The sequence below is a fragment of the Microbacterium sp. NPDC055903 genome, from assembly GCF_053615555.1.
In genome coordinates, this window is the sequence record NZ_JBSHCA010000001.1 from 237,856 (window position 1) to 262,027 (window position 24,172).

The window sequence follows — 24,172 nt, forward strand, 5'->3', positions numbered from 1 at the left end:
GATCGAGACGGTGCGCGCAGTGCGGCCGGCTCGACGATCGGAGCCCGATGCCCCTCCCTCCTCCCCGCCTCATCGCCGCCGACGCCGTCCCCGTGCTCCGCTGGGGCGTGATCGGCACCGGAGGAATCGCGAACCGCTTCGCCCGCGCGGTGCACCGGCGGACTCCGCAGCGGATCGTCGCCGTCACGGCACGGGACGCGGCGCGCACGGCAGCGTTCGCCGCCGAGCACGGCATCGCCCGCACGACCGCGTCGGCGGAGCAGCTCGTGGCCGACCCCGGCATCGATGTCGTCTACATCGCGACCCCGCACAGCAGCCACCACCGCCTCGCGCTCCTCGCGATCAGCGAGGGCAAGCACGTGCTCGTCGAGAAGCCGCTGGCCACGAGCAGCCATGAGGCCAGGGAGATCATGGCGGCGGCGTCCGCGGCCGGCGTCCTCGCGATGGAGGCCATGTGGACGCTCTACCTGCCGCAGAGCGATGTCATCCGCCGCCTCCTCGCCGACGGACACATCGGCGAGGTCCACCAGGTGAGCGCCGATTTCGGATCCGTCGTCGCCTATGACCCCTCGAACCGGATGTGGGACCCGGCTCTGGCGGGCGGCGCGCTGCTCGATCTCGGCGTGTACCCGATCGCCTTCGCCGCGTCGGTGCTGGGGCAGCCGACGCGCGTGCAGGCATCCGGCGTGACGACGGCGGACGGCATCGATCTGCGATCGGTCGCGCTGCTGAGCCACGCCGGTGGCGCAGAGGCCGTCGTGAGCTGCTCGATGGTGTCGGAGTCGCCGGTAGGCGCCAGGATCATCGGCGCGCACGGGCGGATCGACGTCGTCGAGCCGTTCTTCGCCCCGACCGGCCTGGTGATCCGCCGCGGCGGCGAGGTCGAGGAATGGCGCGACACCGCGTTCGATGAGCGCTATGACGCCCTGAGCTACCAGGCCACCGCCTTGGCCGGCTACATCGGCGAAGGGAGGCGGGAATCGCCGCTGCAGCCCTTGGCGGCCGTGGCGGCAGAGCTGGAGGTCGTCGAGCGGATCCGCGCTCAGCTGACGGTGGTCGACGACCTGCCCTGAGCGACGGGGCGCGCGGCGGCGGGAGCGGCCGGGTCGTCGACGGACCCCGCGGTGCGCAGGAAGACGATGATCCAGCTGAAGATGAGGATGGCTGCGATCAGCTCGACCGCCGTGAGGTTGTAGTACCCGACGGCGAAGAAGATCGCGAGCATCAGGATCACGAGCACGTACACCCAGCCGAAAACCACGAACACCCGCGGGATGCCTGGCAGGAACCACGGCAGCCCGACGACGACCACAGCGAAGACCACCGCCATCCCCGTGGCGACCGTGTTGTGCACGAGGAAGAAGTCGTCGACCGGGAAGACGCCGACCAGCGCGAGGAAGATCCCCATCAGGATGAGTCCGCCGCGCACGACGGTCCTGCCTCGCCTGGCCGCGTGGTCCGTGACGGGGAGCCCTGCGGTCGCATAGCGCGAGATCGTCGTCACCATGACGCCGGCGATGATCAGCGTGATGTTGAACGCGAAGGAGGCGTGGTTGCTGCTCATCCCCAGCGCGGAGAGGTTGTCGCGCCACCAGTGCGGATCGCTGGAGGCGAGCATGGCGGCGAAGGCCCCGACGACGAGGAAAACCGCGAGGACGAGGGAGAGCACGACCGGGCTCAGGGCGACGGCGCTGAGGAAGGTGACATAGGCGGTCAGCGCGAAGGCCACGCTGACGAGGATGGCACCGGGGAACGCGAACACCGGCGCGTCGGCGAAGCTGCGCTCCAGCAGCTGGGCGATGCCCAACCACCCCAGATAGGCGATGGCGGCGTGGGCGAAGGCGATCGCCGCGAGGTCGTACCACCGGAGCCTGTCACCGGGCACGCTGAAGCCGTCGCGGAGTCCGTCCGTATCCACCTCCGCGGGCCGTGCGGCCACCCTGCCGAGCACGAAGGCGAGCACAGCGGTGACTGCACCGCCGTACGCGGCATACATGCCGATCGACCCCGTGCCGCTGATCGCGAGTTCGTGTCCGAAGAACATCGGGAAGGCCACGAGGAATCCGAGCACGAAGAACACCGTGCCGACGATGAGCGCCGTCGCCTCGTACACGGCCTCCGATCGCACAGGCCCTCGCACCTGATGCAGCACCTGGGCGACCCACGCACCGAACGATCTCATGCCAGCTCTCACGCTGCTCATCCTATGAGCCCCGCCGATCCCCGGCATTCCGATCACGGCGCCGGTGCGCTATCCTCGATAATTACTGACCGATCATTCGGTCACAAAATGACGGCATCGGTGCCGTCCTCCCCCGAACAACGGAGTTCGCATGACATCCACTGCCCCCGGTCGCGCATCCGCACCGCGCATGCCCGCCGAAGAACGCCGCGTGCTCGCCGGCACGCTGGTCGGCACCTCCATCGAGTGGTACGACTTCTTCATCTACGCGCAGGCGGCGGGGCTCGTCCTCGCCCCGCTCTTCCTCGCCCCGGTCGCCGAGAGCAACAGACCGCTGGCGCAAGTCCTGTCCTTCGCGACGATCGGCATCTCCTTCCTGTTCCGCCCCCTCGGCGCGATCATCGCGGGGCGGCTCGGCGACCGACTCGGACGCAAGAAGATGCTCGTCTTCACCCTCATCATGATGGGACTGTCCACCGCGCTCATCGGCGTGCTGCCCACCTACGCCGCGATCGGCGTCGCCGCTCCCATCCTGCTGATCCTGCTCCGTATCCTGCAGGGCTTCTCCGCCGGCGGCGAGTGGGGCGGAGCCGCCCTCATGGCGGTCGAGCATGCGCCCGACCACCGCCGGGGGCTGTTCGGCGCCTTCCCGCAGATCGGCGTCCCCGTCGGCATGATCCTCGCCACCTTCACGCTCTGGGTCCTGACCAGCGCGATGTCGCCGGAGGCGTTCCTGGAGTGGGGATGGCGCGTGCCCTTCCTGCTGTCGATCGTGCTCATCGGCGTGGGCTACGTCATCCGTCGCGCCGTCGATGAGAGCCCGGTGTTCGAGGATCTGCTGCGCCGCAAGCGCGAGTCCTCGGCTCCCCTGGGCGAGCTGTTCCGCAAGAACACCAAGCAGGTGATCCTCACCGCGGTGATCTTCATCGCGAACAACGCCGCGGGCTACCTGCTCATCGCCTTCTTCGCGACCTACGCGGTCACGGTGCTCGGCATGGAGCGCCCTCCCGTCCTCATGGCGACCACGCTGGCGTCCTTCGGGTGGTTGATCTTCACGCTCTGGGGCGGACACCTCTCCGACCGCCTCGGACGGATCAGGACCTTCCAGATCGGCTATGTCGCGCTGGCCGTCTGGGCGGTGCCGATGTGGTTCCTCATCGATTCCGCGAACGTCTTCTGGTACTTCATCGCCCTCTTCGTCATGACGTTCGCGCTCGGCCTCTCGTACGGTCCACAGGCGGCGCTGTACGCCGAGATGTTCCCTGCGAACGTACGATACTCGGGCGTATCGATCGGCTACGCCCTCGGGGCGGTGCTCGGCGGCGCGTTCGCGCCGATGATCGCCGAAGCACTGATGACGACCTTCCAGGCTTCGTGGACGATCGGCGTGTACATCGCGATCGCCTCGGTGATCTCCCTGATCGGCGTATCCCTCGTCCGCGAGACGAAGGGCGTGCCCCTGCTCACCTGAGCGTCCAGACGACCAGCCCAGCCACGCCAGACAGGAGACACGAATGACCGACGCCTATCTCGTCACCGGTGCGCGCACCCCCGTCGGACGCTACGGCGGCGCGCTGAGCTCGGTGCGTCCGGACGATCTCGCGGCGCTCGTCGTCGGCGAGACCGTCCACCGCGCCGGCCTCGATCCGGCGGCCGTCGAACTCGACGAGGTCATCCTCGGCGCGGCGAACCAGGCCGGCGAGGACAACCGCAATGTCGCACGGATGGCGGCGCTGCTGGCAGGGCTCCCCGACAGCACGCCGGGGATCACCGTGAACCGCCTGTGCGCCTCCGGCATGTCGGCGGTCGCGATGGCCTCGCAGGCGATCCGCGCGGGGGATGCGGACCTCATCGTGGCAGGGGGCGTCGAGTCGATGACGCGCGCGCCGTGGGTGCAGGCGAAGCCGGAGAAGGCGTGGGCGAAGCCGGGGTCGGCCTACGACACCTCGATCGGCTGGCGCTTCCCCAACCCGCGGCTCGCGGCGAGGGACAAGGCGACCTACTCCATGCCGGAGACCGCGGAGGAGGTCGCCAGGCGCGAGGGGATCACGAGAGCCGAGGCGGACGCGTTCGCCCTCCTCTCGCAGCAGCGCGCCGCCGCCGCGATCGCGGCGGGCCGCTTCGCCGCCGAGATCGTCGGCGTGCCCACCGGCACCGCCGAGGTGCTCGTCGACGAGGGACCTCGCCCGGAGACGACGCTCGAACGTCTCGCGCAGCTGCGCCCCGTCGTGCACGGCGGCGAGGTCGTCACGGCCGGCAACTCGAGCGCGCTGAACGATGGAGCCTCGGCGCTCCTCGTCGCCGGCCGCGACGCGATCGAGAAGCACTCCCTCACCCCGAGGGCGCGCATCGTCGCCTCGGCGAGCGCGGGGCTCGCACCGGAGATCATGGGCCTGGGGCCCGTGCCCGCCACCCTTAAGGCACTTGCACGTGCCGGGCTCGACATCTCCGAGATCGGCTCCGTCGAGCTCAACGAGGCCTTCGCGTCGCAGTCGATCGCATGCATCAGACAGCTGGGGCTCGATCAGCGAGTCGTGAACGCCGATGGCGGCGCGATCGCCCTCGGGCATCCGCTGGGCTCATCCGGATCGCGCCTGCTCCTCACGCTGCTCGGTCGCATGGAGCGCGAGGGTTCCCGCTACGGGCTGGCCACCATGTGCGTGGGCGTCGGGCAGGGCACGGCGATGATCCTGGAGGCGATCGGATGACCGCGCCCCTGCTCGTCGAGCGCGGGGCCGACCGCGTCGTCGCGACGCTCAACCGGCCCGCCAGGCGCAACGCCATCGATCAGGCGATGATCGACGCCCTGCACGAGCTCTGCGGAGAGCTGGAGGCCCAGCCGCGGACGCTCATCCTCATCGGCGCAGGCGGCGTCTTCGCCGCGGGCGCCGACATCGCCGAGCTCCGCGAGCGGAGAGCGGCCGATGCGCTCCGCGGCATCAACGCGCACGCCTTCATCCGCATCGCCGAGCTGCCGATGCCCGTGATCGCCGCGATCGACGGCTATGCGCTGGGCGGCGGTGCTGAGCTGGCCTATGCGGCCGACATCCGCATCGGCACGCCGTCGCTGGCGATGGGAAACCCCGAGACGGGCCTCGGCATCCTCGCGGCGGCCGGCGCCGGCTGGCGTCTCAAGGAGATCATCGGCGACGCGCGCGCCATCGAGCTGCTGCTCACCGGCCGCACCGTCGATGCGGAGGAAGCCCTGCGCATCGGCCTCATCAGCGCGATACATGCCGCCGATGACCTGCTCGCGCAGGCGCATCGCCTCGCCGACCGGATCGCCCGGAATGACCAGGCGGCCACGATGGCGACCAAGCGCGTGTTCCGCGCGCCGCGCACGGCGCATCCCGAGATCGACCTCGAGGAGCAGGCCGAGCTGTTCGAGAGCCCGGAGAAGTTCCGGCGCATGACCGCGTTCCTGGAGAAGAGCACCCGATGAGCACCGCATCCGATCACGTCGGCGTCCTCGGCGGAGGGCGCATGGGAGCGGGCATCGCGCACGCCTTCCTCCTCGCCGGCTCACGGGTCACGGTCGTCGAGCGCGATGCGGATGCCTCCGCCGCCGCACGCGATCGCGTCCTCGAATCCGTGCGGGCATCCATCGCCCGCGGCTCCGCGATGGAGGATGCCTCGGCGTACGACGGCAGGCTCGTGACGGCGACGGATGCGGCGGCCTTCGCCGACTGCGCCCTCGTCGTCGAAGCCGTCCCCGAGGACCCTGCGCTGAAGATCGACGCGCTCACCAGGGCCGAGGCGGCCGTGGACGAGGACGCCGTCCTCGCCTCGAACACCTCCTCGATCTCGATCGATGAGCTCTCCGCCGTGCTGCGCAGACCGCAGCGCTTCCTCGGCATGCACTTCTTCAATCCGGTGCCCGCCTCGACGCTCGTCGAGATCGTACGCGGCGCCGCGACCGCCGATGACGTCGTCGCCGACGCCCGCGACCGCGTGCGCGCCATCGACAAGACGCCGATCGTCGTCGCCGACGCCCCCGGCTTCGCCTCCTCCCGGCTCGGGGTCGCGATCGGGCTCGAGGCGATCAGGATGCTTGAGGAGGGCGTCGCCTCGGCATCCGACATCGATGCGGCGATGACGCTGGGGTACAAGCATCCGGTCGGCCCGCTGCGGCTGACCGACATCGTGGGGCTGGACGTGCGACTCGGCATCGCCGAGTACCTCGCCGCCCACCTCGGCGAGCGCTTCGAGCCGCCGGCGCTGCTGCGACGGCTCGTGGCCGACGGCCGCCTCGGGCGCAAGAGCGGCCGCGGCTTCTACGACTGGGACGCATGATGAAAGGAAACGACATGACCGAGATCCTCCCGAGCTTCGTGCAGGGCTCCTGGTGGACGCCCGATGCCGCCGCATCCGCGACCGAGGTGCGTGACGCTTCGACGGGCGAGGTCGTCGCCCTGGTGTCCACGGACGGCCTGGACCTCGCCGGCGCGCTCGACCACGCCCGCACGGCCGGTCAGGCCTCACTGGGGGCGCTCACCTTCCATCAGCGCGCTCTCCTGCTCAAGCAGTTCGCTCTCGCCCTCACGGAGCGCAAGGAGGAGCTCTACGCGATCTCCAGTCGCACCGGCGCGACGAAGGCCGATTCCTGGGTCGACATCGACGGCGGGATAGGCGTGCTCTTCACCTACTCGGGCAAGGGCCGCAGAGAACTGCCCAACAGCACCGTGTACGTGGATGGCGGCGTCGAGAACCTGTCGAAGGACGGCTCGTTCATCGGCAGGCACGTCTACTCGCGGCTGCCTGGCGTCGCCGTGCAGATCAACGCCTTCAACTTCCCGGTCTGGGGGTCCTTGGAGAAGTTCGCGCCCGCCTTCCTCGCCGGAGTCCCGACGCTCGTGAAGCCGGCGACGCCGACCGGCTATCTCGCCGAGGCGATGGTGCGGATCCTCGTGGAGTCGGGTCTCCTGCCGGACGGCTCGCTCCAGCTCGTCTCCGGCAGCGTTCCAGGGCTTCTCGATCAGCTGCGCCTCGGCGATCTCGTCGCCTTCACCGGCTCGGCATCCACCGCTGAGCGTCTGCGCGCCCACGACGCCGTCCAGACCGGCGGCGTGCGCTTCACGGGTGAGACGGATTCGATCAACGCCTCCGTCCTCGGCACGGATGCCGTCGCCGGCACCCCCGAGTTCGACGCCTACGTCCGCCAGCTCGTCACCGAGATGACGACGAAAGCCGGTCAGAAGTGCACGGCGATCCGGCGCGCAGTCGTTCCCGTCGCGGCCGTCGACGACGTGATCGCCGCCGTGCGCACCCGCATCGAGGAACGGGTCGTCATCGGCGACCCCCGCGCCGAAGGCGTGACGATGGGTCCCCTGGCCTCGACCGATCAGCGCGACGAGGTGCTGCGCCAGGTCGAGCGCCTCCGCCAGGGCGGCGGGGAGCTCGTGATCGGCTCGTCGGATGCCCCCGTCGTCCGACGAGCGGACGGCAGTGAGAGCGAAGCCGGCGAGGGGGCCTTCGTCGCGCCGATGATGCTGCGCTTCGCCGACGCGTCCAGCGCAGCGGTCAACGAGATCGAGGCCTTCGGGCCGGTGTCCAGCATCGTCGGCTACCGCACGGCCGCTGAGGCGGCGTCCATCGTCGCCCAGGGCGGCGGATCGCTCGTCACGAGCATCGCCACCCACGACCCCGCGGTCGCCCTCTCGCTCGTCACGGAGATCTCCGCGTACAACGGCCGCGTGCTCGTCCTCGACCGCGACGACGCACGCTCGTCGACGGGGCACGGCTCCCCGCTCCCGACGCTCGTGCACGGCGGCCCTGGGCGCGCCGGTGGCGGAGAGGAGCTCGGCGGCATCCGCGCCGTGCTGCACCACATGCAGCGCACGGCCGTGCAGGCCTCACCGACGATGATGACCGCCCTCACTGGCATCTGGCACCCCGGCGCCGCCACCGCGGGCGGCGAGGTTCACCCGTTCCGCAAGTCGCTGGCGGAGCTGCGCGTCGGCGATCAGATCGTGAGCGGCTCGCGCACCGTGACCCTGGACGACATCGAGACCTTCGCCGCCTTCACCGGCGACACCTTCTACGCGCACATGGACGAGACGGCCGCTGCGGCGAACCCGTTCTTCCCTGGCAGGGTCGCCCACGGCTACCTGCTCGTCTCCTGGGCGGCGGGGCTCTTCGTGGACCCCGCTCCAGGGCCGGTGCTGGCGAACTACGGCCTGGAGAACCTGCGCTTCGTGACGCCGGTCTCCCCCGGTGACGAGATCCGTGTGGAGCTGACCGCCAAGCAGATCACGCCTCGCGAGACGGACGAGTACGGCGAGGTGCGCTGGGACAGCGTCCTGAAGAACCAGCGCGACGAGGTCGTGGCCACCTACGACGTGCTCACGCTCGTCGCCAAGCAGCAGGCCGCCGCCTGAGACCGCGGGGCGGCGGCGTCAGCCGGCGTCGTCGCCCTGCGTCCGAAGGCCGTGCAGCGCGATCGCGACGACGTCATCGGCGAGCAGCTCCGCGCCCTCGCGTCCGCCTGGCCGGTACCACTCGACGATCGAGTTGATCATGCCGAAGACGAGACGCGCCGCCACGCTGGCATCGATGTCCCCCCGCAGGGTCCCCTCGGCCTGCGCCTCCGCGACCAGGGCGATGATGCGGCGATCGAAGGCGCGCCTGCGGGTCAGCGCATCGCGCTCGACATCGGTGTTGCCGCGCACTCTGAGCAGCAGGGTCACGGCCGGGAGCTGATCGACGAGCACCTGCACGGCGCCGCGGAGCACGTGCTCGAGTCGGTCGGCGGCGGGGCGGGCGCTGGTGGGCGATGCGGGCAGGGCGCTGTCCTCGACGACCGCCTCCAGCGAGCCGAGCGCGGCGTCCAGGGCCAGATGGAGGATCTCGTCCTTCGAGCCGAAGTGGTGGTAGATCGCCGACTTCGAGAGGCCGAGCCGCTCGGCGAGCACGCCGATCGAGGTCGCGTCGTAGCCGAACTCGTTGAACGCGGTCACGGCGACGGCGAGGATGCCCTGCTGGTCGTAGCCGGGGCGCCCGCGTCGGATGGTCTGGTTCTCGGACATCACCGCTCAGTCTCGCACGCCTCCGCACTGCGGCGGCGAAGCGCTCAGCGCAGGTCGTAGACCCGCTTGTACTTGCCCTCGCTGCGCGGGAGCGCGCCCGGCTCCTCCAGCCGCACGGCGACGCTGGAGCCGATGTAGACCTTGATCCGCTGCGCCAGCACCGTCGCCGCGCCCTCGCACGCCTCAAGGGGGAGCTCGGGGTGCCGTTCGATGCGCACGGTGAGCGCGTCCATGCGCCCCTCCTTCGACAGCTCCAGGATGAAGTGCGGGGTGAGCTGCTCGATACCCAGGACGATCTCCTCGATCTGGGTCGGGAACAGGTTCACGCCGCGGAGGATGATCATGTCGTCGTTGCGGCCGGTGATCTTCTCCATCCGGCGCATCCCAGGACGCGCCGTGCCCGGCAGCAGCCGCGTGAGGTCCCTCGTGCGATAGCGGATGACGGGGAACGCCTCCTTCGTCAGGGAGGTGAAGACCAGCTCGCCCAGCTCGCCGTCCGGCAGCTGGGCCTGCGTCTCGGAGTCGATGATCTCGGGGAGGAAGTGGTCCTCCCACAGCTGCGGGCCGTCCTTCGTCTCGAAGCATTCGCTGCCCACGCCAGGGCCCATGACCTCGCTGAGGCCGTAGATGTCCAGCGCGTCGATGCCGAGCCGCTGCTCGAGTTCGTGACGCATCTCGTTCGTCCACGGCTCCGCCCCGAGGACCGCGACTTTGAGCGAGGTCGAGCGAGGATCGATCCCCTGTTCCGCCATCGCATCGGCGATGGTGAGCAGATAGCTGGGCGTGCACAGGATGGCGTCCGGCTCGAAGTCCATGATCAGCTGCACCTGGCGCGCCGTCTGGCCACCGGACATCGGGATGACCGTCGCACCAAGCGCCTCGATGCCGGCGTGCGCGCCGAGCCCGCCGGTGAACAGGCCGTAGCCGTAGGCGTTATGCACCTTCATCCCGCGGCGGATGCCCGCGGCGCGAAGCGATCGGGCGACCAGTGAGCCCCACCGGTCCAGGTCGCCGCGGGTGTATCCGACCACCGTCGGGCGCCCTGTCGTGCCGCTCGAGGCATGGATGCGGGCCACCTGGTCCATCGGGACGGCGAACATGCCGAAGGGATAGGTCTCGCGCAGATCCGCCTTTGTCGTGAACGGGAGGCGCTCGACGTCCGCGAGGGTGCGGATGTCGTCGGGCTGCACGCCCGCTTCGTCGAACTTCCGCGTGTACAGCGGGACGTTCTCGTACGCGTGCCGCACGGTCCACTGCAGGCGCTCGAGCTGGAGGTCCTGGATCTCGGCGCGCGTCATCCGCTCAGCGGGATCGAGCTCGTCCGCTGAGGGGGCGGTGAGGGAGGTGCGGGGGGCCGTCGTCGTCGACATGGTGTGCTCCGTCGTGGTCGGGAGGTCAGAAGGTCTTATCGGTGGTACGCGAGCGCCCGCGGAACTCCGCGACGGCCTCACCGGCTTCGTCGGTCACGGTGACGTCGTAGACGCCGGTGCGACCGGATCGGGCTCGACGGACGGCCGTCGCCGTGAGGACTTGACCGGCGACGGTCTGACGGAGGAAGGAGATGTCCGCCCCCGCGGCGACCGTGATGCGCTCGTCCTCGTTGCAGGCGATCGCGAAGGCCGTGTCTGCGAGCGCGAACACGAATCCGCCGTGCGTGATCTCGAAGCCGTTGGTCATGTCCTCGCGGATCCGCATGGACACCACGGCCCGTCCCGGCTCATCGTGATCGACGACGATTCCCATGCCGGCGGAGGCGCGGTCGCGCCTCATCATGGGCCGCTGCGGCTGCGCCGTCTGCGTGTCCTCTGTCGTGCTCGCGGTCACCATCGACCTCCTCGTCGATCCAGGATGCCGCCATGGCATCCGTTATCGGGATACTACTAACCGAACGATCGGTTGGTAAAGTCGGAATCCTTGAATCCGTCTCATCCTTGTGCCACAATAACCTAACGATCGGTCAGTAAAAAGACCTGATGTTGAGGAGTCGAAGATGACAACCCCCGCAGACCTCTCGCTCGTGCAGAGCGACTCCGCCGACGATCAGCGCATCTTCGACGAGCTGATCGCGAGCGAGCAGCGCATCGAACCGCGTGACTGGATGCCGGACGCGTACCGCAAGACGCTGATCCGCCAGATCAGCCAGCACGCCCACTCCGAGATCATCGGCATGCAGCCGGAGGGCAACTGGATCACCCGCGCGCCGAGTCTCAAGCGCAAGGCCGTCCTGATGGCGAAGGTGCAGGACGAGGCGGGCCACGGGCTCTACCTGTACTCGGCCGCGCAGACCCTTGGGATCACGCGCGACGAGATGATGGACCAGCTCATCAGCGGCAAGGCGAAGTACTCCTCGATCTTCAACTACCCCACCCCAACCTGGGCGGACATGGGCGCCATCGGCTGGCTCGTCGACGGCGCCGCGATCTGCAACCAGGTCCCGCTGTGCCGCGCGTCGTACGGTCCGTACGGGCGGGCGATGGTGCGGGTGTGCAAGGAGGAGTCCTTCCACCAGCGGCAGGGATTCGAGATCCTCCTCACCCTCATGCAGGGCACCGCTGAGCAGCGCGAGATGGCGCAGGATGCCGTGAACCGCTGGTACTGGCCGGCGCTGGCCATGTTCGGACCGCCAGATGACCAGTCGCCGAACTCCGCGCAGTCCATGGCATGGCGCATCAAGCGCTTCTCCAACGACGAGCTCCGCCAGCGCTTCGTCGGGATGCTCGTGCCGCAGGCCGAGATCCTCGGCGTGACCCTCCCCGACCCCGAGCTGCGCTTCGACGAGGAGAGCGGTGAGTACGTCATGGGCGAGATCGACTGGGACGAGTTCTTCGCCGTCGTCCGCGGCGACGGCCCGTGCAACGCGGAACGTCTGGAGCGGCGGCGCAGCGCGCACGAGGACGGCGCCTGGGTCCGCGAGGCCGCAGCGGAGTACGCCCGCAAGAGGGCGCAGGCCCCGATGCAGCCGGCGGTGGCGTGATGACGGCCCCCGGCGCAGACGCGCGCGAGCCGTGGCCGCTCTGGGAGATCTTCGTGCGGGCGAAGCGCGGGCTGAGCCACGTCCACGTCGGCTCGCTGCACGCACCCGACGCCGAACTGGCGATCCGCAACGCGCGCGATCTCTACACCCGCCGAGGCGAGGGCGTGTCGATCTGGGCGGTGCCCGCCGAGGCGATCACGACCAGCGATCCCGATGCGAAGGGCGCGTATTTCGAGAGCCCGGCGGGCAAGAACTATCGGCACGCGGTGTACTACACCGCCGCCGAGGGGGTGCCGCACCTGTGAACGCCGAGCACGACATCCACGGCGACGTCCACGGCGACGTGACCGTCGACGACCTCGATCTGAGCGAGGAGCTCTCCGGCGCCGGCGCGACGGCAGCGTCCGCCGACATCGCGGAATACGCGTTGTGGCTCGGTGACGACGCACTGATCCTCTCGCAACAGCTGGGTGCGTGGATCTCCCGTGCTCCGGAGCTCGAAGAGGACGTCGCCCTCGCGAACATCGCCCTCGACCTGCTCGGGCACGCGCGCTCGCTGCTGCACTACGCGGGCTCCTATGACGGGCGCAGCGAGGACGACCTCGCGTACTTCCGTGACGAGGAGCAGTTCCGCAGCTCCTGGATCGTCGAGCAGCCCAACGGCGATTTCGCGCAGACGATCGCCAGGCAGTTCATCGTCTCGACGTACATGTTCGAGCTCTACGCCGCGCTCAGGGCGAGCACCGATGCGACCTTCGCCGCGATCGCCGAGAAGGCGCTCAAGGAGGTCGACTACCACCGCGACCACGCCGTGCAGTGGGTGCTCCGGCTCGCCGGGGGCACCGAGGAGTCCCGCCGCCGCCTCATCCGTGCCATCGGAGACGTCTGGCCGTACGCGGCCGAGCTCTTCCGCGATGAGGAGCTCATCGACCGGCTCGACTCCGCCGCCGTCCGCCCTTCCTCGCTCCGCCAGGGCTTCGACGCCGTCGTCGACACGGTGTTCGCCGAGGCAGGGCTGGAGCTCCCCTCGACGCCGTCCTCGTCCGCGGGCGGGCGGCACGGCACCCATTCCACACCGTTCGGCCACCTCCTCGCCGAGATGCAGGTGCTCGCCCGCCGTCACCCTGGCGCGACCTGGTGAGCGCCATGACGACGCAGAGCGGGCGGAGCCTCGACGAGGCGCGGCGCATCGCGGCATCCGTCGCCGATCCGGAGGTGCCCGTCCTGACCATCGAGGACCTCGGCGTGCTGCGGGAGGTGCGGATGGACGGGGACGCCGTGCGCGTGGAGATCACGCCCACGTACAGCGGATGCCCCGCGATGGACGCCATCAGGGACGACATCGTGCTCGCCCTCACGCATGCCGGGTATCCGCAGGTGGACGTGCGCCTCGTCCTCTCCCCCGCCTGGACGACCGACTGGATGACGGAGGCGGGGAAGCAGAAGCTCGAGCGCTACGGCATCGCGCCGCCGACCGGACGATCCGCTATCGGGACGGGACCGATCAGGCTCGCGCTGAGCGTCCGGTGCCCGCAGTGCGGGTCGCTCGACACCCGGGAGGTGTCGCGCTTCGGATCCACCTCGTGCAAGGCGCTCTACGAATGCCGCGCCTGCCTCGAGCCCTTCGACCACTTCAAGGTGCACTGATGTCGATGTTCACGCCGTCGCAGGCTGCCGCCCCGTCTCTCCTACCCGTGACGACGGGCGAACGTCCCCGTGCGAGGGCGCGGTTCCACACTCTCGTCGTCGAGGACGTGCGTCCGCTGACCGCGGACTCCGTCGAGGTGACGTTCACCGTCCCGCCGGACCTGGCCGACGCCTACGACCACCTCCCCGGCCAGTACGTCGCGCTGCGCACCACGCTCGAGGGGTCGGAGGTGCGCCGGTCGTACTCGCTCTGCCGCGCCCCCGTGCACAGGGAGGACGGAGCGCCGAGCAGTCTGAGCATCGCGGTGAAGCGCGACGACGGCGGACTGTTCTCGACCTGGGCGCAGACGGGCCTGCATCCCGGATTCGAGATCGACGTGATGAGCCCGCAGGGCACGTTCACCTCCGCCCTGCCCGATCTCGACGATCGCCACGTGGTCGGCATCGCTGCCGGGTCCGGCATCACACCGATGATGGCTCTCGCGCACACCGTGCTGTCGCGCTCGGACAGCGCCCGCTTCACGCTGCTCTTCACGAACCGGTCGACGCTGGACGTGATGTTCCTCGAGGATCTCGCCGATCTGAAGGACAAGTACCCGACCAGGCTCGTGCTGCATCATGTGCTGTCCCGCGAGCAGCGCACCGCACCGGTGCTCTCTGGCCGCCTCGACGAGGAGAAGCTGCGCACCATCCTCGGCACCCTCATCGATCCTTCGGACGTCGACGAGTGGTTCCTGTGCGGACCGCTCGGGCTCGTCGACCTCTGCCGTGAGGTCCTCGCCGACGCGGGCGTCGCCCGCGAGCACATCCGCTTCGAGCTGTTCACCACCGGGGAGGAGCCGCTGCGCACCGCCAGGAAGGTGGAGGTCCACGCCGGCGAGAAGACGTTCCGCATCGAGGTGAACCTCGACGGCGTCTCGTCGACGGTCGAGAGCCCCGTCGATGCGCACGAGTCCGTGCTCAACGCCGCGCTGCGGGTGCGCCCCGATGCCCCGTTCGCCTGCGCGGGAGGCGTGTGCGGCACGTGCCGAGCCAGGGTGCTCTTCGGGAGCGTCGCGATGACGGAGAACTACGCCCTGGAGCCGGATGAGATCGAACGCGGCTACGTGCTCACCTGCCAGTCCCACCCCACCAGTGACCGCGTCGTCGTCGACTACGACGGCTGACCGAGGAGGACCTGATGATCGATCTCAGCATCTCGGATGACGTCGCCACGGTGACGCTGAATTCCCCGGCGAAGCTCAACGCGCTGGACGAACGGGCCCTTGCCGACCTCGGCAACGCCTACGATGCCGCGGAGGCCGCTGGCGTGCGCGCCCTCCTGCTGCGCGGCGAGGGCAGGGCGTTCTGCGCCGGCCGGGACATCTCGGCCGTCGACCCGAGGGACGACGACGTGATGGGGTACCTCGGCGGGCTCGTCACGCCGTTGCTGCGCCGCATGTCCGCCTTCCCCGCACCCACGTTCGCCGTCGCGCACGGCGCATGCCTGGGCGTCGGGCTCGGGCTGCTCATCGCCTCCGACGTCGTGTACGTCGCAGAATCGGCGCGGATCGGATCTCCGTTCGCCGCGCTCGGGGCGACGCTGGACTCCGGCGGACACGCGCTGTTCGTCGACCGCCTCGGCGCGCACAGGACGCTCGATCTCATCTACACCGGGCGACTCATGAGCGGCACCGAGGCCGTCGCATCCGGTCTCTTCTCGCGCGTCCTCCCGGACGACGAGGTGGCGACGGCGACTGCGCGCGCTGCGGCGGATGCCGCGAAGGGAGCCACGGCGGCGTTCCTCGCCAGCAAGCGTCTCGTGGCCCGCATCCGCGATGAGCGCATGGCGCTGTGGGACTCCGTGGATGTCGAGAACCGCGCGCAGGCGGCCCTGTGTGAGACGGACGACTACCGCGAGGGTTTCGCCGCCTTCCAGGAGAAGCGCACGCCGTCGTTCACGGGGCGCTGAGGATCACGTGGAGGCGGACAGGCCCTGGTCCTCTTCGACGACCGTGCCCTGGAACGACCAGGGGAAGTCGATCCAGAGATCGGTGTCCTTCCACGCGTAGTCCGGCTGGATGATCGTCGAGGGCTTGGTGTAGATCGTCACGGAGCGCACGTCCGCGCCCTTGTCCGTGAGCAGCTGCACCGCGAGGGCGAGCGTGCGGCCGGAGTCGGCGACGTCGTCGACGAGCAGCACCCTTCGTCCATCGAGGTACGCCATGTCCAACTCGGGCGGCAGGACCTCTGGGGCATCGAGCACCGTTCCGATGCCGGTGTAGAACTCGACGTTGATGGCGCCGCAGTTCTTCGCGCCGAGACCGTACGCGATGGCTCCGGCCGGCAGCAGTCCGCCCCTGGCGATCGCGACGACCACCTCCGGGACGAATCCGTCCGCGATGATCGTGCGGGCGAGATCGCGCGTCGCCGCCCCGAAGCCGTCCCAGCTCAGCGTCTCGCGTTCTTCGGTCACAGCCGTCTCCTCGTGCTCGAAGGCTTCAGTCTAGGCGGGTGAGCTCCACCGCGACGAACAGCTCCGAGCCGCTGGGGCCGGCGTACACGCCCCGCAACGGCGCGACATCGGCGTAGTCCCTGCCGTGGCCGACGTAGACGTGCGAGGCGCCGATCTCGACGAGGTTCGTGGGGTCGTACCCCCGCCATTCGCCGGCATACCACTCGACCCAGGCGTGGGACTCGCCGATGACGGGCTGCCCGATGCCCGCGGAGGGGTCGGGATGCAGGTAGCCCGAGACGTAGCGTGCGGGGATCCCGGCTGCGCGCAGCACACCCAGTGCGATGTGCGCGATGTCCTGGCAGACGCCGGATTTCGTCGGCCAGGCATCCCGCGCGGTCGAGTTCACCCCCGTGGCGCCGGGCCGGTACTCCATGTCCTTGCCGACCGTCCGGCAGATCTCGCGGGCTGTGATGTCCACCGAGGAGCACGCCGACCTCATCCGCCCGGCGAGGCGGACCATATCGTCGTCAGGGTCGGTCGCGCGCGTCTGCGTGAGGCATTCGGCGAGCTCCAGCGAGGTCGGGATGCTCGCGGCCAGCTCGTCCCAGCCGTACTCGAGCTCGGCCCGCTCGACGGGCCGGACGTCGACGACGCTCGTGGCGGTGACCACGAGCTCCTGGTGCGGCGTCAGCACCTCGAAGGTGGAGACCCTGGTGTCCCAGTAGTCGGCGTAGGAGTGCTGCGACGCCGTCGGGGAGATCTCCAGCGCCGCCTGCAGCACGAACTGTCCCTCCCGGGAATGCGGCAGCATCCGCGCCTCGTTGTACGAGGCCGTCGCCGGGGCGTCGTAGCTGAATCCCGTCCGGTGCACGATCCTGAGCCTCGTCACAGCGCCTCCCCGATCCACACCGGCATCGCGATCGAGGGGAAGTAGCGCTCCCTGATCGCATCGCTCGCCATCGAGACACCCACCTGTACCTCCTCCATGCTCTCCGAGAGACTGCGCACGATGTCGCCGATCGGCCGGTACTCCAGCTCGGAGCGAAGGCGCCCCACCACCCGCTGCGCACGATCGGTGCTGCCGAAGGCGACCGCAGGGTCGATCCCCCGCAGGCACTCCTCCGCGCGAAGGATGCTGGAGAGCACCGAGCGCGGGAACAGCCGGTCCACGAGCAGGAACTCCACCGCGGAGGTCGCCGTCGGCACGGCGCGGTGGCTGCGCAGGTGCGCCTCGTAGGCGCCGCAGCTGCGCAGCAGGGTCGTCCAGCTCGGACCGCCCGCCTCCGTGAGCGAGCGGGTGGCGAGCAGCCGCGCCGTCATATCGGCCCGCTCGATCGCCCTGCCGAGCGAGAAGAAGTGCCAGGCCTCGTCGCGGCTCGTGGACGAGTCGACCACCCCGAAGGCGAGGGCCGAGCGGTCGCGCACCCAGCGGAAGAAGGAGTGCGTGCGATCCGAGGCGATGCGCCGCGGCATCCGGGCGTTCGTCTCGTTCAACGTCTCCCACAGGTCCGTGGAGATGATCTCCCGTGCGCGCCGCGCGTTCTCGCGCGCGGCGGCGATCGAGTGGGCGATGGACGCCGCGTGATCGCGATCCAGCGCCAGCATCCGCACGACGTCGTCGCGGCCGAGCGCCCTCCCCTCGTCGACGGTCGTTCCCATGACGCTCAGCAGCGCGCGGCACGCAGTGTCCTCATCGACCCACGGGTCCTCGAGGAGGAGCTGCAGATGGACGTCGAGGATGCGCGCTGTGCCGTCGCCGCGCTCGACGTAGCGCCCGATCCAGAACAGTGCCTCGGCGATGCGACTCAGCATGCGCCCGCCTCCCCCTGTTGCTGCTGTTGTTGCTGCTGCTGGTGATGACGGACCTCGAGATCCTCATCCTGCGGCGAGGAGAGGAACGGCGTGTGCGGCTCTTCGCGCGCCGGCGCGACGACCGCGATGGCACCGGTGGCCAGCGACACCTCGTCCGAGGCGGGGTCGGTCCCCGCCAGCACCGGATTCGGCCGCGTCACCGTGATCGAGGAGTCGATCACCCAGGTGTCCTTGGACCCGCCTCCCTGGCTGGAGTTGACCACGAGCTGCCCTTCGGGAAGCGCGACCCTCGTCAGCCCGCCGGGGAGCACCCAGACATCGGTGCCGTCGTTCACCGCGAACGGGCGGAGATCCGCGTGCCGGGGACGGAAGCCGTCCTCGACGAGCGTGGGGATGGTGGACAGCTGCACCACGGGCTGCGCGATCCACCCGCGGGGGTCTGCGAGCAGGGTCGCACGGAGCTCGTCGAGCGTCTTCTTCGACGCATCGGGGCCCACCACGAGGCCCTTGCCGCCCGAGCCGTCGACCGGCTTGACGACCAGCTCGTCGATCCGGTCGAGCACCTCCTCCAGAGCCTCCGGCTCCTCGAGGCGCCAGGTGTCGACGTTCGGCAGGATCGGCTCCTCGCCCAGGTAGTAGCGGATGAGGTCGGGAACATACGTGTAGACGAGCTTGTCGTCGGCCACCCCGTTGCCGACGGCGTTCGCGATCGTGACGTTGCCCAGGCGCGCGGCGAGCATGAGGCCAGGGGCGCCCAGCACCGAGTCCGGTCGGAAGTGCTGCGGATCGAGGAACTCGTCGTCCACGCGCCGGTAGATGACGTCCACCCTGGTCGGGCCGGCCGTCGTCCGCATCCAGACCCGACCACCGGAGCAGAACAGATCGCGCCCCTCGACGAGCTCGACGCCCATCATGCGTGCGAGCAGGGTGTGCTCGTAGTACGCGGAGTTGTACACACCGGGCGTCAGCACGACCACCGTCGGGTCCTCGATACCGGCCGGCGCCGCGGCGCGGAGCGCTTGCAGCAACCGGCTCGGGTAGTCGACGACGGGGCGCACCCTGAGACTCGTGAACAGCTCCGGCAGGGTCTGCGCCATCACCTGACGGTTGGCGAGCACGTAGCTCACGCCGCTGGGCACCCGCACGTTGTCCTCGAGCACCCGCCACGCGCCGGTCTCGTCGCGGATGACGTCGATGCCTGCGACGTGGATGCGGACGCCGTTCGCCCCCACGATTCCCGCCGCCGCCCGGTGGAAGTGCGTCGAGGAGCTGATGAGCGCTGCAGGGATGATCCCGTCAGCGACGGCCCTGCGGGCGCCGTAGACGTCGGAGAGGAACGCCTCCAGCGCCCTGACGCGCTGCGCGACACCGGACTGCACATAGGACCAGTCGTCTGCGGCGATCACGCGGGGGATGACATCGAGCGGGAACGGCCGCTCCTCGCCGGCGAAGTCAAAGGTGACTCCCTGGGCGAGGTAGGAGCTCGCCAGCGCCTCCGTCCTCGCACGCAGCTCCGCATCGTCCATGCCCGCCAGGGCGGGATACATCTCCCGATACGGACCCCGTACCTCGGCGCCGCCGGGGACGGCACCGGCCGGGAACATCTCATCCCACGGCGCGGCGCCCCGGCGGACGCGCCCCGCGGCGTATCCGGTGAACAGCGACTCCATGAGGGCATGCTTCCCCGCCGCGGTTTCGCGGATGTTACGGCGTCGCGACGACGGCGAGACGCGAGTAGGATCGGGGTGTCCGGCGCGCTGTCGCCGGTATCCGAAAAAGGGATACGAAGCCCGAGGCGAAGACGCCCCCGCGAGACACATACGGAATCGTTCATCCGTCTGTCTCGAAAGGCTCCCTCATGCCCTCTGTATCCGCGCACGTCGCACGCACCCTCGCCCAGCACATCGACGCCGTCTTCGGGGTGATGGGCAACGGCAACGCCTACTTCCTCGACGCCATCGAGACGCAGACGGATGCCGTCTTCACCGCTGTCCGCCACGAAGCGGGCGCCGTGGTGGCCGCAGATGCGCACTACCGCGCCTCCGGCCGGATCGCCGCCGGCACCGCCACCTACGGCGCCGGCTTCACGAACACCCTGACAGCCCTCGCGGAGGCGGTCCAGGCGCGCATCCCGCTCGTGCTCGTCGTCGGCGACGAGCCGACCTCGGGGCCTCGACCGTGGGATGTGGACCAGATCGCCCTCGCCTCGGCCGTCGGCGCCCGCACCTACACCGTGGGACGGACGGATGCCTCGGCCACCACCGTCATCGCGATCGAGCACGCGCTCACCTACCGCGTTCCGGTCGTCCTCGCGATCCCCTACGACGTCGCTGCGGCTCAGGCCGACTCCCCCGCCCCCGAGCTCGTGGCACCGGCCGCCCCCGAGCTCGCCGCCCCCGCCCCCGAGCTCGCTGGGCCCCCTTCCCATGAGCTCGCTGAGCCTGTCGAAGCGAGTCCCCGTGCGACCGCCGTGCGCCTCCCCGCGCCGCTCGAGCCCTCCGGCGCCTTCGCCGAGGGGATGTTGGCGGAGATCGCCGCCGCGCTGGGCTCGGCCGAACGCCCGTTCCTCCTTGCCGGACGGGGAGCCTGGCTCGCGGGCGCCGGCGAAGCGCTCGGGGCGCTCGCCGACGAGACCGGGGCACTCACCGCCTCTACCGCCCTCGGACGGGGCATCTTCCCGCGCGACGCGTACGACCTCGGCGTCACCGGAGGATTCGGCGCAGACGGGGCGATGGACCTCATCGGCCAGGCCGACGTCGCCGTCGTGTTCGGGGCGTCGCTGAACCAGTTCACGATGCGCTTCGGCGCCCTGTTCGCCCCAGGCACGCGGGTCTTCCAGGTCGATGTCTCCCCCGCCGCCACCCACGCGCACGTCGGCGGTTTCATCCGCGGAGATGCCCGCCTGGTCGCCGATGCGCTCGTCGAGCGCGTCCGTGCGGCGAAGCATCGTGCAGTCGGTGCCCGGAGCGTCGAAGCCGGAGCGGCAACCGGCGACGTGTCGGGGACGGCACCCGCAGTCGCGCAGCGGCCATGGCGGGAGACGGTCGACGTCGCAGCCGCACGTGGCTATGAGGAGGGTGATGCGATCGCCGAGAACGGCCGGCTCGACCCGCGCTCGGCCGCCCGACTGATCGGCGAACTGCTCCCCGAGGATCGGGTCGTCGTCTCGGACGGCGGACACTTCATCGGCTGGGCGAACATGTACTGGCCGGTCGCCTCCCCCGATCGGATGATCATGGTCGGCACCGCCTTCCAGGCGATCGGGCTGGGCTGGCCGAGCATCGTGGGGGCCGCCGTCGCCCGCCCTGATTCGACCGTGGTGCTCACCTCCGGCGACGGCGGAGGGCTCATGGCGATCGCAGACCTGGAGTCCGCGGTGCGCACCGCGCAGGGCCGAGGCGTCGCCGTGGTCTGGAACGACGCCGCCTACGGTGCCGAGGTGAACCTCTACGGCCTGAAGGGGCTCGCCGAGGAGCCCATGCGCATCCCCGAGGTCGACTTCGCCGCCTTCGCCGCGGCCGTCGGAGCGGAAGGCGTCGTCGTCCGCACCCTGAGCGATCTGGAGCGCCTGCGCACCTGGACCGCGGAGGACCCGTCGATGCGCCGATTCCTCCTGCTGGATCTGCGCATCTCCGGCGATGTCATCGCGCCCTATCAGCAGGAGATCATCCGCGTGAACAGCTGATCCCGCCGACGCTCGGATACCCGCACGCCGGGGACCGGATCCCTGCGCCCGCAGGCCCAGGGATCCCCCGCCGAGCGCTCAGCCCTGGTTCGCCGCCGCGTAGTCCGGCAGCTCCTGCAGCGTCCAGGTGTTGCCGTCCGGGTCGTCGAACCAGACGAACCGGCCCCAGCCGAGGTCTTCCACTCCCCTCGCTGCGACGCCGACGGCCTCGAGCTGGGCCTTCGCCTCCTCGGCGTCCGGCACCACCACCTGGATCGTCTTCTGCTGGCCCGGCTCCAGCGGGATGTCCAGACCGGTGCCGAACGCGATCGAGCACGCCGAACCGGGCGGGGTCATCTGCACGAACCTGAGCCCTTCATAGGGCACCTGATCGTGATCGGGGTTGAAGCCGATCTTCTCGTAGAACTCCTTGGCACGATCGACGTCCGTCACCGGGACGAAGATGAGCTCGATCTTCCAGGTCATGTCGGTCTCCTCCGGCGGGCGTCGGCGCCCGGCCTGCGCACAACGTTAGGCCGGGCCTCCGACATCGCGCCAGGGCATCACCGAACCGGGAGCAGCGCACCCTCCAGGAATGATTCCAGCTCGTCCACGGCATCCAGCGGGAGCACCGCAGCGACGTACTGATCGGGCCGGACGACGACCACGACGCCGCCCTGCGACAGCCCTCTCGCCTCGAAGACGTCGGTCGGCGTCCACTGCGAGGGCCCTGCGGCGTACACCTTCTCCCAGTCGATCAGGCCGAGCGGCCCCGACACCGGGCGGAACAGCGCAGGGACCGAGGGGAAGTCGATCTCCTCGAAGCGCTGCCGATAGACGGCCTTCACGTCGAAGACCGCATCGGCGTCGCCGCCCTCGGGAGTGAAACGCGCGAGGACGGCGGCTGCGGAATCAGCCCACGCGTCCAGCGCCGTTCCATCGGCGTCGCCGAAGGCATAGACGCGCCAGCGGCCGTCCGCCTTGGCGTGATGCCCCAGATGCACGACGTTGCCGTCGGCGACCCTGATCACCTCGGCGGAGTGGAAGCGCTTGCCGATCGGGAAGCCGGTGGCCAGACCCTGATGCGCATCGCCGCCGGTGATCATCGACGACGCGTACTGCGTCATGAAACCCGATGGGAACTCCGCGGTCGCCAGGTAGTACGTCGCGAGATCCTGCGGGTCGGAGATCTCCTCCGGCTTACGCGCCATGAGGCTCGACCATTCCCTGTCGAAGTCGATGAGCTGCTGCGCCACGGGGCGCCGCTCGGCGCCGTACGTGGCCAGCAGCGACTCGGGGGATCGTCCGCTGAGCACCGACCCCAGCTTCCAGCCGAGGTTGAAGCCGTCCTGCATGGAGACGTTCATCCCCTGCCCCGCCTTGGCGCTGTGCGTGTGGCAGGCGTCGCCGGTGAGGAACACCCTCGGCGTCCGGTCCGCCCCCTCCTCGACGTCGTCGAAGCCGTCCGTGACGCGATGCCCGACCTCGTAGACGCTGTGCCAGGCGACGTCCTTCACGTCCAGCGTGTAGGGATTCAGGATCGCGTTGGCCCTGCGGATGATCTCCTCGACGGGCGTCTGGCGCACCCGGTGGTCGTCGTCGGCGGCGACCTCGCCGAGATCGACGTACACCCGGCCGAGGTAGCCGCCCTCGCGGGGGATCAGCAGGATGTTGCCTGCCTCCGAGTTGATGGCGCATTTGGTGCGCCAGTCGGGGAAGTCCGTGTTGACGAGCACATCCATGACGCCCCAGGCGTGCGCGGAGATCCCGCCCACGTGCACACGGCCGATGGCATCGCGGACGCGACTGCGCGCGCCGTCGCAGCCGACGACGTAACGGGCACGGATCGTGCGTTCGCCGGAGGCATCCGCGATCCTCACCTCGACCGGGTGCTCGCCGTCGTCGTTCACCATGAGCCCGAGGAACTCGACGCCGTAGTCGGGCGCGATCCTGGCCGGCCCCTGCAGCGCCGCCTCGGCGAAGTAGTCCAGCACCCGCGCCTGGTTGACGATGAGGTGCGGGAACTCGCAGATCTCGAAGCCGTAGTCCGCGGTGCGCGCCGTGCGCACGATGCTGCCTGGATTCTCCGGGTCCGCTCCCCAGAAGTTCATCCAGCCGATGTTGTACGCCTCCGCCACGATCCGCTCGGCGAACCCGAACGCCTGGAACGTCTCGACGCTGCGCGGCTGGATGCCGTCCGCCTGGCCGAGTTCCAGGCGCCCGGCCCGCTTCTCGATGATGCGCGTCACCACGCCTGGATACTGCGAGAGCTGCGCGGCCAGCAGCATCCCTGCCGGCCCTGATCCGACGATGAGCACATCGACGGTCTCGGGAACGCTCCCTGGACGATCGACGCCGGTTCCGGATGCCGGCAGCACCCTGGGGTCCTGCGAGACGTACCCGCGGTGGTGGAACTGCATGGTGACTCCTT

The 24,172-nt window shown here is 69.9% G+C and carries 23 protein-coding genes; 13 read left to right on the plus strand and 10 right to left on the minus strand.

Going from position 1 to position 24,172, the window contains the following annotated elements:
• Nucleotides 1-47 precede the first annotated feature (47 nt).
• Nucleotides 48-1,073 carry a Gfo/Idh/MocA family protein gene (locus ACWGJP_RS01140; protein ID WP_452327910.1) on the plus strand — a complete coding sequence of 342 codons (1,026 nt, stop codon included), beginning with the start codon at nucleotides 48-50 and terminating at the stop codon, nucleotides 1,071-1,073.
• Here the strand turns inward: ACWGJP_RS01140 and ACWGJP_RS01145 are convergent.
• The gene (locus ACWGJP_RS01145) at nucleotides 1,043-2,182 is read right to left on the minus strand and encodes a DUF998 domain-containing protein (protein WP_452327911.1); all 1,140 of its coding nucleotides are present in this window, start codon (nucleotides 2,180-2,182) and stop codon (nucleotides 1,043-1,045) included. The two genes, ACWGJP_RS01140 and ACWGJP_RS01145, sit on opposite strands and share 31 nt — an antisense overlap.
• A 151-nt stretch (nucleotides 2,183-2,333) precedes the next feature.
• On the opposite strand from ACWGJP_RS01145, the gene ACWGJP_RS01150 reads away from it, so the two are divergent.
• Genes ACWGJP_RS01150 through paaZ form a run of 5 tightly spaced genes read left to right on the plus strand, consistent with a single transcriptional unit; the run spans nucleotide 2,334 to nucleotide 8,559 of the window.
• A complete protein-coding gene (locus tag ACWGJP_RS01150; protein WP_452327912.1) occupies nucleotides 2,334-3,653 on the plus strand; it encodes an MFS transporter in 1,320 nt (439 codons plus the stop codon).
• Between the two features lie 43 nt (nucleotides 3,654-3,696).
• The gene (locus ACWGJP_RS01155; protein ID WP_452327913.1) at nucleotides 3,697-4,890 is read left to right on the plus strand and encodes an acetyl-CoA C-acyltransferase; all 1,194 of its coding nucleotides are present in this window, start codon (nucleotides 3,697-3,699) and stop codon (nucleotides 4,888-4,890) included.
• On the plus strand, nucleotides 4,887-5,624 hold the full coding sequence (locus ACWGJP_RS01160; RefSeq protein ID WP_452327914.1) for an enoyl-CoA hydratase/isomerase family protein: 738 nt from the start codon (nucleotides 4,887-4,889) through the stop codon (nucleotides 5,622-5,624). Before ACWGJP_RS01155 ends, ACWGJP_RS01160 begins: the two co-directional genes overlap by 4 nt.
• Nucleotides 5,621-6,475, plus strand: a complete 855-nt coding sequence (locus ACWGJP_RS01165; protein ID WP_452327915.1) for a 3-hydroxyacyl-CoA dehydrogenase family protein — start codon at nucleotides 5,621-5,623, stop codon at nucleotides 6,473-6,475. Before ACWGJP_RS01160 ends, ACWGJP_RS01165 begins: the two co-directional genes overlap by 4 nt.
• Nucleotides 6,476-6,489: 14 nt before the next feature.
• Complete coding sequence (paaZ, locus tag ACWGJP_RS01170; RefSeq protein WP_452327916.1) at nucleotides 6,490-8,559, plus strand: phenylacetic acid degradation bifunctional protein PaaZ; 2,070 nt, start codon at nucleotides 6,490-6,492, stop codon at nucleotides 8,557-8,559.
• Nucleotides 8,560-8,577: 18 nt separating this feature from the next.
• On the opposite strand, the gene ACWGJP_RS01175 is transcribed toward paaZ, so the two are convergent.
• The 3 genes from ACWGJP_RS01175 to paaI are packed head-to-tail and all read right to left on the minus strand — an operon-like array spanning nucleotide 8,578 to nucleotide 11,034.
• Complete coding sequence (locus ACWGJP_RS01175) at nucleotides 8,578-9,207, minus strand: TetR/AcrR family transcriptional regulator (protein WP_452327917.1); 630 nt, start codon at nucleotides 9,205-9,207, stop codon at nucleotides 8,578-8,580.
• Nucleotides 9,208-9,251: 44 nt separating this feature from the next.
• The gene (paaK, locus tag ACWGJP_RS01180; RefSeq protein WP_452327918.1) at nucleotides 9,252-10,577 is read right to left on the minus strand and encodes a phenylacetate--CoA ligase PaaK; all 1,326 of its coding nucleotides are present in this window, start codon (nucleotides 10,575-10,577) and stop codon (nucleotides 9,252-9,254) included.
• A 25-nt stretch (nucleotides 10,578-10,602) separates the two neighbouring features.
• The gene (paaI, locus tag ACWGJP_RS01185; protein ID WP_452327919.1) at nucleotides 10,603-11,034 is read right to left on the minus strand and encodes a hydroxyphenylacetyl-CoA thioesterase PaaI; all 432 of its coding nucleotides are present in this window, start codon (nucleotides 11,032-11,034) and stop codon (nucleotides 10,603-10,605) included.
• Between the two features lie 163 nt (nucleotides 11,035-11,197).
• Between paaI and paaA the strand changes: the two genes are divergently transcribed.
• The 6 genes from paaA to ACWGJP_RS01215 are packed head-to-tail and all read left to right on the plus strand — an operon-like array spanning nucleotide 11,198 to nucleotide 15,779.
• On the plus strand, nucleotides 11,198-12,181 hold the full coding sequence (gene paaA, locus ACWGJP_RS01190) for a 1,2-phenylacetyl-CoA epoxidase subunit PaaA (RefSeq protein WP_452327920.1): 984 nt from the start codon (nucleotides 11,198-11,200) through the stop codon (nucleotides 12,179-12,181).
• Nucleotides 12,181-12,486 (plus strand): 1,2-phenylacetyl-CoA epoxidase subunit PaaB, encoded by a 306-nt coding sequence (paaB, locus tag ACWGJP_RS01195; protein WP_452327921.1) that lies wholly within the window; start codon nucleotides 12,181-12,183, stop codon nucleotides 12,484-12,486. Before paaA ends, paaB begins: the two co-directional genes overlap by 1 nt.
• Complete coding sequence (paaC, locus tag ACWGJP_RS01200; protein ID WP_452327922.1) at nucleotides 12,483-13,322, plus strand: 1,2-phenylacetyl-CoA epoxidase subunit PaaC; 840 nt, start codon at nucleotides 12,483-12,485, stop codon at nucleotides 13,320-13,322. The genes paaB and paaC overlap by 4 nt, the downstream gene beginning before the upstream one ends.
• A gap of 5 nt (nucleotides 13,323-13,327) precedes the next feature.
• Nucleotides 13,328-13,828 (plus strand): 1,2-phenylacetyl-CoA epoxidase subunit PaaD, encoded by a 501-nt coding sequence (paaD, locus tag ACWGJP_RS01205; RefSeq protein ID WP_452327923.1) that lies wholly within the window; start codon nucleotides 13,328-13,330, stop codon nucleotides 13,826-13,828.
• Entirely contained in the window at nucleotides 13,828-14,994 is a 1,167-nt protein-coding gene (paaE, locus tag ACWGJP_RS01210) for a 1,2-phenylacetyl-CoA epoxidase subunit PaaE (protein ID WP_452327924.1), read from the plus strand. The genes paaD and paaE overlap by 1 nt, the downstream gene beginning before the upstream one ends.
• A gap of 14 nt (nucleotides 14,995-15,008) precedes the next feature.
• Nucleotides 15,009-15,779: an enoyl-CoA hydratase/isomerase family protein gene (locus ACWGJP_RS01215; RefSeq protein ID WP_452327925.1), complete on the plus strand. Its 771-nt coding sequence runs from the start codon at nucleotides 15,009-15,011 to the stop codon at nucleotides 15,777-15,779.
• A 3-nt stretch (nucleotides 15,780-15,782) separates the two neighbouring features.
• Here the strand turns inward: ACWGJP_RS01215 and ACWGJP_RS01220 are convergent, their stop codons facing one another.
• From ACWGJP_RS01220 to ACWGJP_RS01235, 4 genes are read right to left on the minus strand one after another with little or no spacing between them, the layout of a single operon-like run.
• On the minus strand, nucleotides 15,783-16,283 hold the full coding sequence (locus ACWGJP_RS01220) for a phosphoribosyltransferase (protein WP_452327926.1): 501 nt from the start codon (nucleotides 16,281-16,283) through the stop codon (nucleotides 15,783-15,785).
• Nucleotides 16,284-16,308: 25 nt separating this feature from the next.
• Nucleotides 16,309-17,154 (minus strand): transglutaminase family protein, encoded by an 846-nt coding sequence (locus ACWGJP_RS01225; RefSeq protein WP_452327927.1) that lies wholly within the window; start codon nucleotides 17,152-17,154, stop codon nucleotides 16,309-16,311.
• On the minus strand, nucleotides 17,151-18,077 hold the full coding sequence (locus ACWGJP_RS01230; protein ID WP_452327928.1) for an alpha-E domain-containing protein: 927 nt from the start codon (nucleotides 18,075-18,077) through the stop codon (nucleotides 17,151-17,153). Before ACWGJP_RS01230 ends, ACWGJP_RS01225 begins: the two co-directional genes overlap by 4 nt.
• Nucleotides 18,071-19,747 (minus strand): circularly permuted type 2 ATP-grasp protein, encoded by a 1,677-nt coding sequence (locus tag ACWGJP_RS01235; protein ID WP_452327929.1) that lies wholly within the window; start codon nucleotides 19,745-19,747, stop codon nucleotides 18,071-18,073. Before ACWGJP_RS01235 ends, ACWGJP_RS01230 begins: the two co-directional genes overlap by 7 nt.
• A 188-nt stretch (nucleotides 19,748-19,935) precedes the next feature.
• On the opposite strand from ACWGJP_RS01235, the gene ACWGJP_RS01240 reads away from it, so the two are divergent.
• A complete protein-coding gene (locus ACWGJP_RS01240) occupies nucleotides 19,936-21,762 on the plus strand; it encodes a thiamine pyrophosphate-binding protein (protein ID WP_452327930.1) in 1,827 nt (608 codons plus the stop codon).
• 78 nt (nucleotides 21,763-21,840) lie between these two features.
• Here the strand turns inward: ACWGJP_RS01240 and ACWGJP_RS01245 are convergent, their stop codons facing one another.
• Both ACWGJP_RS01245 and ACWGJP_RS01250 read right to left on the minus strand, forming a co-directional pair.
• The gene (locus tag ACWGJP_RS01245) at nucleotides 21,841-22,227 is read right to left on the minus strand and encodes a VOC family protein (protein ID WP_452327931.1); all 387 of its coding nucleotides are present in this window, start codon (nucleotides 22,225-22,227) and stop codon (nucleotides 21,841-21,843) included.
• A 77-nt stretch (nucleotides 22,228-22,304) separates the two neighbouring features.
• Nucleotides 22,305-24,161: an FAD-dependent monooxygenase gene (locus tag ACWGJP_RS01250; RefSeq protein ID WP_452327932.1), complete on the minus strand. Its 1,857-nt coding sequence runs from the start codon at nucleotides 24,159-24,161 to the stop codon at nucleotides 22,305-22,307.
• Between the last annotated feature and the right edge of the window lie 11 nt (nucleotides 24,162-24,172).

What these genes read in the sequence shown, in the direction of transcription:
- ACWGJP_RS01140 (WP_452327910.1), top strand. Translation starts at nt 48, where the DNA reads ATGCCCCTCCCTCCTCCCCGCCTCATCGCCGCCGACGCCGTCCCCGTG.
- ACWGJP_RS01145 (WP_452327911.1), bottom strand. Translation starts at nt 2,182, where the DNA reads ATGAGATCGTTCGGTGCGTGGGTCGCCCAGGTGCTGCATCAGGTGCGA.
- ACWGJP_RS01150 (WP_452327912.1), top strand. Translation starts at nt 2,334, where the DNA reads ATGACATCCACTGCCCCCGGTCGCGCATCCGCACCGCGCATGCCCGCC.
- ACWGJP_RS01155 (WP_452327913.1), top strand. Translation starts at nt 3,697, where the DNA reads ATGACCGACGCCTATCTCGTCACCGGTGCGCGCACCCCCGTCGGACGC.
- ACWGJP_RS01160 (WP_452327914.1), top strand. Translation starts at nt 4,887, where the DNA reads ATGACCGCGCCCCTGCTCGTCGAGCGCGGGGCCGACCGCGTCGTCGCG.
- ACWGJP_RS01165 (WP_452327915.1), top strand. Translation starts at nt 5,621, where the DNA reads ATGAGCACCGCATCCGATCACGTCGGCGTCCTCGGCGGAGGGCGCATG.
- paaZ (WP_452327916.1), top strand. Translation starts at nt 6,490, where the DNA reads ATGACCGAGATCCTCCCGAGCTTCGTGCAGGGCTCCTGGTGGACGCCC.
- ACWGJP_RS01175 (WP_452327917.1), bottom strand. Translation starts at nt 9,207, where the DNA reads ATGTCCGAGAACCAGACCATCCGACGCGGGCGCCCCGGCTACGACCAG.
- paaK (WP_452327918.1), bottom strand. Translation starts at nt 10,577, where the DNA reads ATGTCGACGACGACGGCCCCCCGCACCTCCCTCACCGCCCCCTCAGCG.
- paaI (WP_452327919.1), bottom strand. Translation starts at nt 11,034, where the DNA reads ATGGTGACCGCGAGCACGACAGAGGACACGCAGACGGCGCAGCCGCAG.
- paaA (WP_452327920.1), top strand. Translation starts at nt 11,198, where the DNA reads ATGACAACCCCCGCAGACCTCTCGCTCGTGCAGAGCGACTCCGCCGAC.
- paaB (WP_452327921.1), top strand. Translation starts at nt 12,181, where the DNA reads ATGACGGCCCCCGGCGCAGACGCGCGCGAGCCGTGGCCGCTCTGGGAG.
- paaD (WP_452327923.1), top strand. Translation starts at nt 13,328, where the DNA reads ATGACGACGCAGAGCGGGCGGAGCCTCGACGAGGCGCGGCGCATCGCG.
- paaE (WP_452327924.1), top strand. Translation starts at nt 13,828, where the DNA reads ATGTCGATGTTCACGCCGTCGCAGGCTGCCGCCCCGTCTCTCCTACCC.
- ACWGJP_RS01215 (WP_452327925.1), top strand. Translation starts at nt 15,009, where the DNA reads ATGATCGATCTCAGCATCTCGGATGACGTCGCCACGGTGACGCTGAAT.
- ACWGJP_RS01230 (WP_452327928.1), bottom strand. Translation starts at nt 18,077, where the DNA reads ATGCTGAGTCGCATCGCCGAGGCACTGTTCTGGATCGGGCGCTACGTC.
- ACWGJP_RS01235 (WP_452327929.1), bottom strand. Translation starts at nt 19,747, where the DNA reads ATGGAGTCGCTGTTCACCGGATACGCCGCGGGGCGCGTCCGCCGGGGC.
- ACWGJP_RS01240 (WP_452327930.1), top strand. Translation starts at nt 19,936, where the DNA reads ATGCCCTCTGTATCCGCGCACGTCGCACGCACCCTCGCCCAGCACATC.
- ACWGJP_RS01245 (WP_452327931.1), bottom strand. Translation starts at nt 22,227, where the DNA reads ATGACCTGGAAGATCGAGCTCATCTTCGTCCCGGTGACGGACGTCGAT.
- ACWGJP_RS01250 (WP_452327932.1), bottom strand. Translation starts at nt 24,161, where the DNA reads ATGCAGTTCCACCACCGCGGGTACGTCTCGCAGGACCCCAGGGTGCTG.